This window comes from Flavobacterium frigoris PS1 (assembly GCF_000252125.1).
Lineage (GTDB): Bacteria > Bacteroidota > Bacteroidia > Flavobacteriales > Flavobacteriaceae > Flavobacterium > Flavobacterium frigoris_A.
This window is the reverse complement of the sequence record NZ_AHKF01000010.1, coordinates 263,950-278,685: the sequence shown is the minus strand read 5'-3', so window position 1 is coordinate 278,685 and position 14,736 is coordinate 263,950. Positions and strand designations below refer to the sequence as shown.

General features: G+C 35.0%; 13 protein-coding genes. 6 read left to right on the top strand and 7 right to left on the bottom strand.

Annotation, left to right across the window (positions count from 1 at the left end):
* The first annotated feature begins 90 nt into the window (after positions 1 to 90).
* Both HJ01_RS03630 and HJ01_RS03625 read left to right on the top strand, forming a co-directional pair.
* On the top strand, positions 91 to 816 hold the full coding sequence (locus tag HJ01_RS03630) for a metallophosphoesterase (protein ID WP_007136941.1): 726 nt from the start codon (positions 91 to 93) through the stop codon (positions 814 to 816).
* Between the two features lie 45 nt (positions 817 to 861).
* Complete coding sequence (locus HJ01_RS03625; protein WP_007136940.1) at positions 862 to 1,365, top strand: DUF6646 family protein; 504 nt, start codon at positions 862 to 864, stop codon at positions 1,363 to 1,365.
* Positions 1,366 to 1,546: 181 nt separating this feature from the next.
* Here HJ01_RS03625 and HJ01_RS03620 read toward each other — a convergent pair whose 3' ends face one another.
* The 3 genes from HJ01_RS03620 to HJ01_RS03610 form a co-directional block, all read right to left on the bottom strand.
* Positions 1,547 to 2,200, bottom strand: coding sequence for an HIRAN domain-containing protein (locus HJ01_RS03620; RefSeq protein ID WP_007136939.1), 654 nt, complete (start codon positions 2,198 to 2,200; stop codon positions 1,547 to 1,549).
* Entirely contained in the window at positions 2,197 to 3,279 is a 1,083-nt protein-coding gene (locus HJ01_RS03615) for a hypothetical protein (RefSeq protein ID WP_040473655.1), read from the bottom strand. The genes HJ01_RS03620 and HJ01_RS03615 overlap by 4 nt, the downstream gene beginning before the upstream one ends.
* An 85-nt stretch (positions 3,280 to 3,364) precedes the next feature.
* Positions 3,365 to 4,918: an aldehyde dehydrogenase family protein gene (locus HJ01_RS03610; protein WP_007136937.1), complete on the bottom strand. Its 1,554-nt coding sequence runs from the start codon at positions 4,916 to 4,918 to the stop codon at positions 3,365 to 3,367.
* Positions 4,919 to 5,123: 205 nt separating this feature from the next.
* Between HJ01_RS03610 and HJ01_RS03605 the strand changes: the two genes are divergently transcribed.
* A complete protein-coding gene (locus HJ01_RS03605; protein ID WP_040473654.1) occupies positions 5,124 to 6,083 on the top strand; it encodes an MBL fold metallo-hydrolase in 960 nt (319 codons plus the stop codon).
* A 329-nt stretch (positions 6,084 to 6,412) separates the two neighbouring features.
* On the opposite strand, the gene HJ01_RS03600 is transcribed toward HJ01_RS03605, so the two are convergent.
* Together HJ01_RS03600 and HJ01_RS03595 are read right to left on the bottom strand one after the other, a co-directional pair.
* Positions 6,413 to 6,952, bottom strand: a complete 540-nt coding sequence (locus HJ01_RS03600) for a 3-hydroxyanthranilate 3,4-dioxygenase (RefSeq protein ID WP_007136935.1) — start codon at positions 6,950 to 6,952, stop codon at positions 6,413 to 6,415.
* Positions 6,953 to 7,076: 124 nt separating this feature from the next.
* Positions 7,077 to 8,186: a hypothetical protein gene (locus tag HJ01_RS03595; protein ID WP_007136934.1), complete on the bottom strand. Its 1,110-nt coding sequence runs from the start codon at positions 8,184 to 8,186 to the stop codon at positions 7,077 to 7,079.
* 278 nt (positions 8,187 to 8,464) lie between these two features.
* Between HJ01_RS03595 and HJ01_RS03590 the strand changes: the two genes are divergently transcribed.
* From HJ01_RS03590 to HJ01_RS03580, 3 genes are all read left to right on the top strand, one after another.
* On the top strand, positions 8,465 to 9,361 hold the full coding sequence (locus tag HJ01_RS03590) for an LD-carboxypeptidase (protein WP_040473653.1): 897 nt from the start codon (positions 8,465 to 8,467) through the stop codon (positions 9,359 to 9,361).
* An 88-nt stretch (positions 9,362 to 9,449) separates the two neighbouring features.
* Positions 9,450 to 9,809, top strand: a complete 360-nt coding sequence (locus tag HJ01_RS03585) for a YraN family protein (protein WP_007136932.1) — start codon at positions 9,450 to 9,452, stop codon at positions 9,807 to 9,809.
* Between the two features lie 117 nt (positions 9,810 to 9,926).
* Positions 9,927 to 10,583, top strand: coding sequence for a hypothetical protein (locus HJ01_RS03580; RefSeq protein ID WP_007136931.1), 657 nt, complete (start codon positions 9,927 to 9,929; stop codon positions 10,581 to 10,583).
* 75 nt (positions 10,584 to 10,658) lie between these two features.
* Here HJ01_RS03580 and mfd read toward each other — a convergent pair whose 3' ends face one another.
* On the bottom strand, positions 10,659 to 14,033 hold the full coding sequence (mfd, locus tag HJ01_RS03575) for a transcription-repair coupling factor (RefSeq protein WP_040473652.1): 3,375 nt from the start codon (positions 14,031 to 14,033) through the stop codon (positions 10,659 to 10,661).
* Complete coding sequence (locus HJ01_RS03570; RefSeq protein WP_007136929.1) at positions 14,026 to 14,637, bottom strand: hypothetical protein; 612 nt, start codon at positions 14,635 to 14,637, stop codon at positions 14,026 to 14,028. The genes mfd and HJ01_RS03570 overlap by 8 nt, the downstream gene beginning before the upstream one ends.
* Positions 14,638 to 14,736 lie beyond the last annotated feature (99 nt).

Here is a 14,736-nt window from a genome sequence, read left to right as displayed (position 1 = left end):
TCTTATGTACTAACTCTTTTGCCTATTTTTATCAATTAAAACAAAGCAGCTTTCAGGCTGTTTTAGAAAACCCTTCTGAGAACACATCAAATGAGAACATTAGTTATAGGTGATATACACGGTGGCTTGCGTGCACTTCACCAAATTATGGAAAGAGCCAAGGTAACTCCACACGACAGCTTAATTTTTTTGGGAGATTATGTAGATGGCTGGAGCCAATCGCCACAAGTTATCGATTTCTTAATCGAATTGAACAGCACGAACAACTGCATTTTTATTCGTGGAAATCATGACGAACTGCTGCTACATTGGCTTAAAGACAGCAAGGACAACCCATTGTGGTACAAACACGGCGGAGAAGCGACAGTTATGGCATATGGTAACGTAGACTCTACAAGGAAGCAGCTACATATTGATTTTTTGGATTCCCTGCAAGATTATCATCTTGACGACAAGAACCGTCTTTTTGTTCATGCCGGGTTTACAAATATGAATGGCGTAGCTTACGAATTCTACCCAAAGTTATTTTATTGGGATAGAACTTTATGGGAAACTGCACTTTCGTTAGACCGAAGCATCAAACCCAATGATTTATTATATCCAAAACGCTTGACATTATATGATGAAATTTATATTGGCCACACTCCTGTTACTAGAATTGGAAAAACAGAGCCCTTGCAAATGGCTTGCATCTGGAATGTAGATACAGGAGCCGCTTTCAAAGGACCTTTGACCATTATGGATATCAACACTAAAGAATTCTGGCAAAGCGAGCCTTTGAATGTACTGTATTTTGACGAAAAAGGGAGGAATTAGTATTTATTAACTAATTTTGCCACTCAATTTATAGCCCCCTAAATTATGAGAAAAATTATTACATTATCGTTACTATTGTCTTTTGGTCTAATTAGCGCTCAAGCCTTCAAAGGAAATGGTGATGTCAAGGGACAAGTTGGTCTTAATTTACAAGACGGTGGAACCGGTGTTTTTGTATCATCTGATTTTGGGATTGGAGAAAACATGTCATTGGGACTTACTGCTAATTATTTATTATCAGTACGTACAAACCCTTTGACTGACGAAAACCCTTCTTTTGGAGATCGTGTTGATCTAAAAGCCAGATTTAATGCCAACCTAGGAAATGTAATGCAACTTGAGCCTAACATGGATATCTATCCTGGATTAGACTTAGGATTGAAAAATTTTGGTGCCCATTTGGGTTTCCGCTATTTCTTTACTGACGGTTTTGGATTGTTTGGAGAAGCTGGAGTTCCTATTGCCAAATATGACAAAAACAGTACTGATTTTGGTCACAACTTAAACAACCAGTTTACATTAAACATTGGCGCTTCTTTTAATTTATAGATCAAATTAAAATCAAAAAAGCAGAACGATTCTTTTGAAGATTACAAAAGAATCTAAACTAAAAAAGGCAATTTGAAAACTCAAATTGCCTTTTTTAGTTATTATGATTACTATTTACAAATCAAATTTTATCCCTTGTGACAAAGGTAAACTTGTTGTGTAATTAATCTTCGAATATAAATTAAAGACTCGCTTTAACGAAAATTCGTTTTAAAACGCCATTTTTTTCAGTTCCTTGAACGGTTAAATTAAACTGCTTATTTGTTTTGTGGAATACACTACAGTGAATTAGTTTAATATGTCCAAGATATAAATCTTCTTTGAATACTTTTACAGCATTATTATCATATTGATTATTTGGCTCTAATTCATATCTTAAAACATCTCCATCGGCAACCTTGTCTGAAGGTATTTGACTTTTTAATAAATTGGTTATCTCAGTAACAAAAGATAAATTTTTCACAGGATTAAAATGAGCCAAAAACTCAAAATTATCTGTTGGTAAGAGCCCTTGAGTAAAAGCCAACATATAATATTTATCTTCTTTTTTACTTAAATCAATATTCCAAAAATCATAAAAATCTTGCAAATCTGGTCTTTCACTACGCATTAATCGTTGACCAAAAATTTCAATAACATTTTCATTATAAATTTTATCTGTATCCGGAAAACCTTCATAATGTACAAATCCTAACTTCTTGGCTTGTTCAACACCTTCTTGATTATATTGAAAGCGGATTCCTTCTGAGGCACTTTTTTTTATAGTGCCAACAGAAATTCTTCTACTGCCTTTACCTGCTCTCCAGATAAGGTGTATGTGTCCTATTGCTTTCATAAATATTGGATTAATGTTTGAATGCGCAAAGTTACCAATTTTAACATCAATTGTTTTCTTGTTACCGATAATTTAAATTTAATTAAATCATTTGGAATATTGATGTCAATATTATCAATTATCTGCTTTATTACATCGGAGTTGTATTTCTCCTTAACTCTATTTACGACCCTTATCGTTTCAATTGGATATTGACCCAACAATAATTCTATAAGTTCAAAATGACTCCTTTTTTTGTCGTTCCCCTCCCAGTGAATCTCTGATTTACCTTTTCTTACATAAGCTTCTATCATCTGTGAATCACCTAGCATTTTTACAATTCTATCATCTAAATGCTCTCTCCCTAGACAACAACCACTATCATAAATTGGGGCTATTTGATGCTTAATTTCAAATTTTACTGTAGAATTTTGGTTGTCTATTATACTTTCAGATTTGATGTTTTCGTCAGTGAAAAACTTTCTAGTTAATCTTCTTATTTTTCTGTAGAAACTTCGCTCTTCTACTTTAGAAACAATCTCTTTTTCAGGTTTTACTTGATGTATTATTTTATGTTTTGTTATTATACCCCAATTCTCTTGGTGTCTATCTGAATTTCCAATGATACTATCGAAAACTATAATTTCTATAATGTTTTTGATATATTCATCTAAAGAAAAACTTTTTAAAGCATTACAAATAAATTGAAAGGTATAGTCCTTTTTATCTATATCCGGATTATATTGGGCGTTAAATCCTGTCAAATAAGTTTTCCCTTCGGTCAATTTATTTTTAGCACCAAAAACCATCGATTTGGACAAACAACCTATTTTTTGTTTGTGTTTACTATCATAAGCAATATTATAATCTAACATTGGAAAACCTAAAAATTGCCCGATTTTAGAAGAAACAATTTCAGACCAAAATTCAGTTGGATAACGAATTTCTCTTAAAGGTGTCTCCTTCGATCCTTTAAAAAAATATTCTTCATTTGTATCAGGATGCAAAGCAATATATTTACTTCGCGTACCACCAGTGCTATAATGAACATTTTTATGCCAACCTGAAATATCTGTAAATGTTCCTTCTAAATTGGTCATTATTCTTTTTTTGTCTAATTTATAAAAAAACGCTTTATCTAAATAAGACAAAGCGTTTTTTATAAAATTTATTTTAATCTAAAACTTACAAATCAAATTTTATCCCTTGTGACAAAGGTAAACTTGTTGTGTAATTAATTGTATTAGTTTGTCTTCTCATATACACTTTCCAAGCATCAGATCCAGACTCACGTCCACCACCTGTTTCTTTTTCTCCTCCAAATGCACCACCAATTTCAGCACCAGATGTACCGATGTTTACATTGGCTATCCCACAATCTGAGCCAACAACTGACAAGAACAATTCTGCTTCACGCAAATTATTAGTCATGATTGCAGAAGACAACCCTTGCGCCACTCCGTTTTGGATTGCGATAGCATCTTCTACCGTACCTGAATATTTCAATAAATACAATACCGGTGCAAAAGTTTCATGTTGCACGATTTCAAATGAATTATCTGCTTCAGCAATTGCTGGTTTAACATAACAACCACTTTCATACCCTTCACCAGAAAGAACACCACCTTCAACAAGGATTTTTCCTCCTTCGGCAACTACTTTTTCTAAAGCTTTGCTGTACATCTCCACTGCGTGCTTGTCGATAAGCGGACCAACATGGTTATTTTCATCCAATGGATTTCCTATGCGTAATTGTTTATAGGCTGAAACGATCGCCTCTTTTACTTTATCATAAATACTTTCGTGAATAATTAAACGACGAGTTGAAGTACAACGTTGTCCCGCTGTTCCTACCGCTCCAAAAACTGAACCAATAACCGTCATTTTTATATCAGCATCTGGCGTCACAATGATTGCATTGTTTCCACCTAGTTCTAATAATGACTTACCTAAACGGCCAGCAACGGTTTGCGCCACAATTTTTCCCATGCGAGTAGAACCCGTTGCAGAAATTAAAGGAATACGTTTGTCGCTAGTCATCATTTCTCCCACTTTATAATCTCCGTTAATTAAACAAGAAATTCCTTCTGGAAGGTTGTTTTCTTTTATTACCTCAGCAATAATGTTCTGACAGGCAATTCCACATAAAGGTGTTTTTTCTGATGGTTTCCAAACGCAAACATCACCACAAATCCAAGCTAAAGCTGTATTCCAAGCCCAAACCGCTACTGGAAAATTGAAAGCTGAAATAATCCCAACAGTTCCCATTGGGTGGTATTGTTCGTACATTCTATGTCCTGGACGTTCAGAATGCATCGTTAATCCGTGCAATTGGCGAGAAAGTCCCACTGCAAAATCACAGATGTCAATCATTTCCTGAACTTCGCCATATCCTTCTTGTAATGATTTCCCCATTTCATAAGAAACCAATTTTCCTAAAGCTTCTTTGTTTTTACGTAATTTCTCTCCAAACTGACGCACAATTTCACCACGTTGTGGCGCTGGCATCGTTTTGAATGTTTTGAAAGCTTCTGTTGCTGTTTGCATTACCTTTTCGTAATCAGCAGCAGTTGACATTTTCACTTTTGCTATCAATTGTCCGTCGACAGGAGAATAACTTTCCAGGATTTCTCCATTTGAAAAATGATTTAAACCTGTTGAAGTACCTTCATTTATGTCCTTTATGCCCAATTGTGCCAAAGCTTCTTTCATTCCGAATTGATTTGCTATTGTTGTCATTGTAACTTTTTTAGTTAAAATTGTTATATTATTCCGTAAAGATATTATTTCGAGTTGAATTTATCTCGAATTAAATTGTTAAAATCTAAGTAAAATTAGGCCAATTTGAGCAGTTAAAATTGATTTAGCAAAAAAAGCTTCAATTTCAAAAGAAGAACCTAATTTTATGGACTGAAAATTAATTCCTAATTACACACTATAAATCATGATACTTTTTAAAAAATTTTGGATTTGTTTGATTCTAATATCGATGAACGGCATTGCTCAAAAGGTACAAAAACCATCTTTTCAGATTGTCCCTTTAGGAGTAAAAGGCGGAATTGATGAAAAAAATCTTTCGGCCTATTTATTAGCACCTTTAAACACTACTGATTTTATTTGTCTTGATGCAGGGACAATACATGCTGGAATTGAAAAAGCGATTGAGAACAACGTTTTCAAAATTTCATCTGAAGCCGTTTTAAAAAAATATATCAAAGGCTATTTAATATCCCATGCCCATTTAGATCATGTTGCGGGTTTGATTATCAATTCGCCTGCCGATTCATCAAAAACTATATACGCCACCCATAGCTGTATGGAAATGATACAAAAACATTATTTTAATGGGGACACTTGGGCTAATTTTGGAGATGAAGGAAATGGATACCTAATAAAAAAATACCATTTTCAAACATTACAGCCCGAAGAACAAACTCCAATTGCAAATACTACAATGACTGTAAAAGCGTTTCCGCTAAGTCATGTCAACCCTTTTGAAAGCACCGCTTTTTTAATTAAAAATGAGAATACCTACGCTTTGTATTTAGGCGATACCGGTGCGGATCAAATTGAGAAAAGTAATAAGTTGAGTTTGCTATGGACGGAAATAGCTCCTTTAATTAAAAGCAAACAATTAAAAGGAATTTTTATTGAGGTTTCATTTCATAACGAACAGGCCGACTCGCAATTATTTGGGCATTTAACTCCAAAATATCTCATGAACGAGCTTCATTCCTTAAGTGAACTTACAGGAAAAGATGCTTTGAAAGGTTTTAAAATTATCATTACCCATATGAAGCCACCAACTGAGAATTTTGCTAAAATTAAAGCGCAGTTAAAAAAGCAAAATGATTTAGAAGTGCAGTTTATTTTTCCTGAACAGGGTAAACGATTTGAACTGTAATCACTACCTTAGATTTAATGTTTTTTACCACATAGAGACATAGATAGTATTTGAACAAAAAAGCGTTACACTTTTTAAAAAGCAACACATAGTTTTGTGCAAGTAAAACTGGTTACTTACTTTCTCTCTTTTCCACTTTACTATAGCGTAAAGATTTATGCTTCTTAACCGCTAAACCTTCAATTTATATACTGGTTCTAATCGTTATAACTAAACCCTAGCCCAGGTAGAAGCGGCATCTCCCGATTTAGAAAAACAAGGCTTTTTTCAAGCCGTAGTTTTTCTAAATCGGGAATACAGCGGATGACGGGAAATAGCTCCTAAAAAAACTATTTTTTAGCAACAAATCGTGGATCAACTTCCATAACTGTACCGCATTTATCACAAGTTCTTAATTCTTCTGAAGCATAAAAATGTTCAAAATGGGGTAAGAAATCTTTCTCGATATTATGAAGTTCAAAACGTACTTCATGCAATTTATGATTGCAATTGTCGCAATACCATTGCAGTCCGTCAGTGAATCCCTTCCCTACTCTTTTGCGTTCAATTACTAAACCTATTGAGCCTTCTGACCGTACCGGCGAATGCGGAACGTTAGCAGGGTGCAAGTACATATCACCCGCATGGAGCTCCATTTCTTTGCGCTCCCCATCCTCTTGAATGAATACTTTTATGGAACCTTCTAGTTGATAGAATAGCTCTTCGGTTTCATTGTAATGATAATCCTTACGGGCATTAGGTCCCGCAACAATCATGACAATGTAATCTCCTGATTCTCTATATAAATTACGATTACCAACTGGCGGTTTTAATAAATGACGGTTTTCATCAATCCATTTATTTAGGTTAAACGGTTTTGCTATGGACATCTTGATTGTGTGTTAAATTTATGAGTTGCTAAGTTACTAAAAAGTCGGATGGCTTAAATTTTATAAATTCATAAATTATTCCCGAGGCTTTCGATTTTCTCTACTTCTGTCCTTGACTTAATTTCTACTTCATCTCTTTAATGAGATAGATATAAACAGGAAAGTGGTCACTAAAACCAACTTCGGTTGCGGAATGCCGTTTCGGATAACCTTTATATTGGCCGCTTGTTTGTATCAAAAAAGATTTATTGTAAATCCCCGCTTTCCAGTATCGAAAAGAACTGAAGTCATTTTGAATTAAAGATTGAGATACCATGATTTGGTCAAAAATATCCCATGAATCTCGGTAAGCAATGGTTCCCAATCCTTTTTTAGCCATGTCTTCAAATGGATTGAATACTCCTAAAGGGAGAACATCTACCTTATTGGCCTTGGCGCCTAAAGCTAGCTTCACGCTTTTGTTAAAAGGACCATCATTTAAATCTCCTAATGTAATCACTTTTGCATCAGGATTGACTTGTTGAAGTGAATCAATTATCTTTCGGTTTAATGCTCCTGCCGCTTCTCTAAATGGGCTAGATTTTTTCTCGCCACCAGAACGAGAAGGCCAGTGATTGACAATGATATTGATTTCCTCACCGTCCAGAAATCCAGTAACCAGAAGCTGGTCTCTAGTAAATACACGATTGTTTTGGTCACTCACAACCAAGCTGTCATCGGTTCTATCACTGGCCTCTGCTTTTATCAGTCCTTTACTCGCCGCCTCCTTCCGATATACAATTAAAGGAATATTAGTATAGGTGGTAGGACGGAAATATTTCTTTTGATACAACAAGGCTACATCAATACCCCGCTTATCAGGCGAATCAAAATGAATGATTCCATATTCCTTATTGATAAGTTTAGGTTCTTTAATCAAATCTTCTAACACGCCTCTGTTTTCAATTTCAGAACAGCCTATAAAAGTGGGTGAATTTGTATTTTCAGAAGAACCAATTTCGAGCAAAACCCTGGAAAGATTTAGCAACTTTTGCTGGTACTTTTTAGATGTCCAACGCTGGGCCCCTTTTGGCGTCCACTCATCATCATTCGTATTGGGATCATTGATAGTATCGAAAAGATTTTCAAAATTATAAAATGCCATTGTATGTATAGCGTAATTTTTCTGCTGAGCAAAAGTCTTAGTTATTGAAAACAGTAAGATGAACAAGAAAAACAATCGCAAAACTCTCATATCTGACATATTAAAAATAGCTTTCAACAGGAAATACCACAAAACTTATGTTAACTCCTAGTAAAAATACTTCATTTGAATAACAAACTCCGATTTATTTTCAATTTGCTTATCTTTGTTTATGTCTATTCTTTTAGACTACACTGATATTAATAAATAAGGAAAACAAAAATATGCACACTACTCGATCTTCGTTTATAAACAGTACGTTTGGTTTATATAAATTCCTGTTTTTACTTTTTATTTTACAATCCTACAACAGCCAAGCTAGCACACTAATGACAACACCACCCATTTTACAAAAAGGAGACACCATCGCCATTTTGGCTACAGCCCGAAAAAACCTTGACGACAATCTTAAACCAGCAATTGATTTATTACACAGTTGGGGACTGGAAGTCGTTATTGGGAATACCATCGGTTTAGATGAAAACCAACTTGCGGGAACTGATGAGCAAAGAGCCGCTGATTTTCAGAAGCAATTAGACAATCCTAACATCAAAGGAATTTGGTGCGTAAAAGGGGGTTATGGTACAGTAAGAATGGTTGACTTATTAGATTTTACCAAATTTAAACAAAGTCCAAAATGGATTATTGGATTTAGTGACGTTACTGTGCTGCACAATCATTTGAATACTTTGGGTTATAAATCCATCCATGGAATCATGCCTGTCACGACAGCGCGCGCCTCCAAAGAGGCAGTTGAAAGTTTAAAAATTGCATTATTTGGAAACCAATTGTCTTATCAAATCGCTCCTGATCCAATGAATCGAATGGGAACTGCAACGGGCGAATTAGTAGGTGGAAACTTATCCATTCTTTATAGTTTGTTGGGATCTCAATCAGCTATTGACTGTACAGATAAAATCTTGTTTATAGAAGATCTAGATGAATATCTGTATCATATCGATCGTATGATGATAAATTTGAAACGCAACGGCTGTCTAGAGAGCATAAAAGGAATTATAGTGGGCTCAATGTCTGACATGAAAGATAATGATATTCCTTGGGGAAAAAACGCTGTTCAAATCATAGAAGATGTGACTAAAACATATAATATCCCAGTCCTATATAGTTTCCCCGCGGGACATATTCGTGACAACAGAGCCTTGATACTAGGTAGTAAAGTAACTCTAAATGTAGCTGAAAATAGTTCAAGTGTTGTTTTTGAATAATAAAATTGATTACCGATTTTGAGTAATGAATACCAATTTCTGAACGCAGATCTATACTTACTGCGGCTAAACGCTGAACACAATTTTCATGGCCGAACATAATGATTTAGGAAAACTGGGAGAAGAGTTGGCTGTAGAATATCTACAGAAAAATGGCTATGCTATTTTAGAAACCAACTGGACTTTTCAAAAAGCGGAAATAGATATTATTGCAAAGAAAGAAAACATACTTGCCATTGTCGAAGTCAAAACTCGCTCTTCTTTAGATTTTGGTTTACCCCAGGATTTTGTGAAACCTAAAAAAATTCAACTTCTGGTAAAGGCGGTAGATGCATATGTAATCGAAAAAGATTTGGACATCAATGTCCGTTTTGACATAATAGCCATCCATAAAGAAGGCAAATCTTTTGCCATTGAGCACCTTATAGATGCATTTTATCATTTTTAAGTATATTTTTTGATGTTATATTTGTAACAAATTGTTTTTTATTTATATTTGCAGAGACTTTTAACACACAAACTAAACAACCTTGCTGTTCTTACCAAACACAAACACATCAAAATCATGAAAACTGTCTCTTCAATTGTAGAAAATTACATCAAAACAAAGCCATTTTTATTAAACGCATTATCACTTGGGATTATCAACTTGACTTCACTATCAAGAAACATCATGTCCGAATTGGAAAGTGAGTTTGGCAAAGAAGTGAAACAAGGTGCGGTTGTAATGGCATTGAAAAGGCTAACTGAAGAGCTTGATTTTAGATTAAACCACAAAATAAATAAAGTAATAAAAAACATAGGCGAAATCACTGTTCGGTCTGCCTTGACTGATTATACTTTTGCGGTTTCAGATACTGTTTTAAACAAACAAGCTGAATTAATATCAGACATCAATGCATTACCAGATGTTTTTTATACATCATCCAGAGGTGTAAATGAAATCAATATTGTAGTAAGCAAAAGTGTAAATCAATTGGTTGATAAGCATCTTAGCAATGAAAAATTAATCCAAAAACTGGATGACTTAGCGTCAATCACTGTTAAGCTACCTAAAGAAAATATTGTTATTCCTGGTATTTACTATTTCATTTTTCAACGTTTAGCTTGGGAAGGGATTATTATTAATGAAGTGATTTCAACTTCAAATGAATTTACTATTTTGGTAAGCGAAGATCAGGTAGATGTTGCTTTTAAAGTAATTAAAGATTTAAAAATGTAGATATATGAATTAAAGCTCCCAGCCTTTAACAGGCTGGAAGCTTTTCGTTTCCGGTAGTTTTTCTAAACAGAAAGATTATTTGTCTACTCCACCTAACATTTCCATTAATTCCAAAGCTCTTCTAGTTGATTTTACATTTTCAAAAGTCAACAACAAGCGCAAGCCATTCTTAGTTTCTTTTTCTTTTATTTTGCAAATGGAACTGTGTTTTTGGACAAAACGCATGACATCCGTAAAACGATTGGACTGATAATAATCCGATTGTTGATCGGATACAAAATAGCCTACCATTTTTCCTTGCTTCATGACTAATTTTTCGATTCCTACACGACTGGCAACCCATTTAATTCGGATACTGTTCATTAAGGCAATTGCGCGTGGTGGCATTGGACCAAATCTATCAATTAATTTTTTCTGGAAAAGTTGTAGTTCATCTTCATTTTTCACAGCGCCTAATTCGTTGTATAAACTCAATCGCTCGCTAACATTATTGATATATTCGTCAGAAAACAACAACTCAAAATCAGTATCGATCTGAAGGTCTTTTACGTATTCTTTGGTTTCTAAATCATTCTCGACTGGATACAAATCTTTAAATTCATTTTCTTTCAATTCATCGATAGCTTCGTTCAGTATTTTTTGGTACGTATCAAAACCAATTTCATTGATAAAGCCGCTTTGTTCTCCTCCCAATAAATCTCCAGCACCACGAATCTCTAAATCTTTCATGGCAATATTAAATCCGCTTCCCAGTTCACTGAACTGTTCCAAAGCTTGAATTCGCTTCCTAGCATCATCTGTCATGGCCGAATACGGTGGACAAATAAAATAACAAAATGCTTTTTTATTGCTTCGCCCCACACGTCCTCGCATTTGATGCAAATCAGACAAACCAAAATTATTGGCATTATTAATGAAAATCGTATTGGCGTTAGGAACGTCCAATCCACTTTCGATAATGGTAGTTGCTACCAAAACATCAAATTCGCCGTTCATGAAAGCAAGCATTAACTCTTCGAGTTTTTTTCCTTCCATCTGTCCGTGACCAATTCCAACTCTGGCATTTGGCACCAGTCTCTGAATCATTCCAGCAACTTCCTTAATATTCTCAATGCGGTTATTGATAAAGAAAACCTGACCGTTACGCTGAATCTCATAGGAAATCGCATCCCGAATCAGTTCCTCGCTGAAACCGACTACATTCGTTTCGATAGGATATCGATTGGGCGGTGGCGTCGTAATTACGGATAAATCTCTTGCTGCCATTAACGAAAACTGCAAGGTTCTCGGAATTGGCGTTGCAGTTAAAGTCAGTGTATCGACATTGGCTGCTATTGTTTTTAATTTGTCTTTTACGTTGACCCCAAACTTTTGTTCCTCATCGACAATTAACAAACCTAAATCTTTAAAAACTACATTTTTATTAACCAACTGGTGTGTCCCGATAACAATATCGAGTTTTCCTTCCGCTAATAATTTCAGCGTTTCTGATTTTTGTTTCGCCGATCTGAATCGGTTTAAATAGCCAATAGAAACTGGCATATCCTTCAATCTTTCCGTGAAAGTACGGTAATGTTGGTATGCTAATATGGTTGTTGGCACCAGAATGGCAACCTGCTTGCTGTTATCAACGGCTTTAAAAGCCGCACGAATAGCCACCTCCGTTTTACCAAAACCCACATCACCACACACCAAGCGATCCATAGGACGGTCACTTTCCATATCTGCCTTTACTTCCTGAGTCGATTTGGTTTGGTCTGGCGTATCTTCATATATAAACGAACTTTCCAATTCGTTCTGTAAATAACTATCGGGCGCAAACTGGAATCCTTTGTCCAATCTTCTTTTAGCATACAACTGGATCAAGTTAAACGCAACATGCTTAACTCTTGCCTTGGTTTTTTGCTTTAAAACTTTCCAGGCATTCGAGCCTAATTTATAAATTTTGGGAGGCGCTCCGTCTTTGCCTGCGTATTTCGAAATCTTGTGCAGCGAATGAATACTTACGTAAACAATATCATTGTCCGCATATACTAACTTGATCGCTTCTTGTGTTCTATTCTCTACTTGTATTTTTTGTAGTCCTCCAAAACGCCCTATTCCGTGATCGATGTGTGTTACATAATCCCCAACAGATAAAGTGGTGAGCTCTTTTAAAGTTATATTTTGCTTTTTCGAATAACCATTCTTGATGCTAAATTTATGATAGCGCTCAAAAATCTGGTGGTCAGTATAACAAGTAATTTGATTCTCCTCATCGATAAAACCTTGATACAAAGGAAAAACAATAGTGTTGTACTGTTTTCGAATATTCTCCGAATTAGCTTCGTCAAGGGTTTCAAAAATATCATGAAAACGTTTGGCCTGATTTTCATTCGAACAAAACAAATAATTTTTATATCCGTTGAAATGATTCTCGCTCAGATTATTCAACAGAAGGTCAAACTGCTTATTGAACGACGGCTGCGGTTGAATATAGAATTCGAATTTTTTAGCTATTTTAAATATTGGTCGAGAACTCAATTCTACGATCGAGAAGTCCAATGCTCCTTTGATAAAAGCAGATTGATTTAGAAACAATTGCTCAGGAGTAGCATGTTTTATGTCTTTAGACAGTTTTTCGAAAGCCTCTTCTGCTCTGGTAAATTGCTTGTCTAATTGCGAAAATAAATCCTCTGTGTTTTGAATAAAAATTACCGTTTTCTCCGAGATATAATCCAAGAAACTTTCTCTGTTCTCCTGAAAAACCTTGTTTTCTACATTTGGGATTATGGTAATCTTCTTTTGGATCGCAATAGACAATTGTGTACCTACGTCAAAACTCCGAATACTGTCCACTTCGTTTCCAAAAAACTCGATACGATATGGGTTATCATTTGAAAAAGAAAAAACATCGACGATACCTCCACGAACAGAAAACTCACCTGGTTCAGTTATAAAATCAACTCTTTTAAATTCATATTCGAATAAAACTTCATTAATAAAATCAATAGAAATTTTGTCTCCAACAGATACTTTTAAAGTGTTTTTTTCCAAATCCTTACGTGTCACTACTTTTTCAAATAGCGCCTCCGGATAACTAACGATAACCGCTGGTTTTTTTCGCGAATTTATTCTGTTGAGCACTTCGGCACGAAGCAAAACATTCGCATTATCGGTATCTTCAATTTGGTACGGACGCCGATAGGAACCCGGATAAAACAGCACATCTTGCTCACCAATCATTTGCTCCAAATCATTTAAATAATAAGCTGCCTCTTCCTTGTTGTTTAAAACTACTAAGAAAGGACGCTCCGCTTTTTTAAATAAGGCGCGAATAATGAATGAAACAGAAGAGCCCAACAAACCGTCGAGTTGTATTTTTATTGGGTTTAATCCGCCCAACTGCTCTACAATCTGCTTAACTTTTGGGGAATTATCGTATGTATTATATAAGGCTGTCTTACTCAATTTGAGGGGTATTTGAATCAATAACTGTAGTAGGTGTATTAGGGATTGCTCTTGAGGCATCCATCATCTTCATTAATTCAGACTCGCCCGCTTCAACAGGAATTTTACTTTTTTCTGAAATCTTATCCATTTGTCTCTGCAAGGAGGACAATTCATTATTAATCTCTGTAATCATACGAACCACCTTTTTATCTGGAATGTTGTCGATATGAATATATAAATCCAACAATCGCACCTTGGTAATCAAAGTCGCAATTCTGCTTTTAATCTGAGGATTGTTAAACTGAGATGGTATATTCTCATTCAACGCCATTGCTTTTTTAGAAATAGCTGTTGATTTTTGTTGAAAAGCACCAATAGTTTTTTTAGGCTTTATAGCTAGTTCAGCCAAAAAAAATCGCAATTCATTCCAAGTGGCCATGCTGGCCTCTGAAGTGTTGTTAATAGGAGTGTCATAAAAGACCCAGCCTTTGTCTATGTTTGTGAAAATGACTTCCTTTTTTTGGGCATCTTTTTCATTTTCGGCAATCCGTTTTTGATCATCATTTTTACACGAGGAAAGCAAAATAATCAGAAAAAGAAAATAGGATAATTTGTATTTCATTGTAATTGCATTGAAGCACAAAGTTACAAAGTAAATTTATAATTATAGTTTCCAAAACACGAATTACAAGTACAGGCTAAACTCTGCATTTTCAGCATT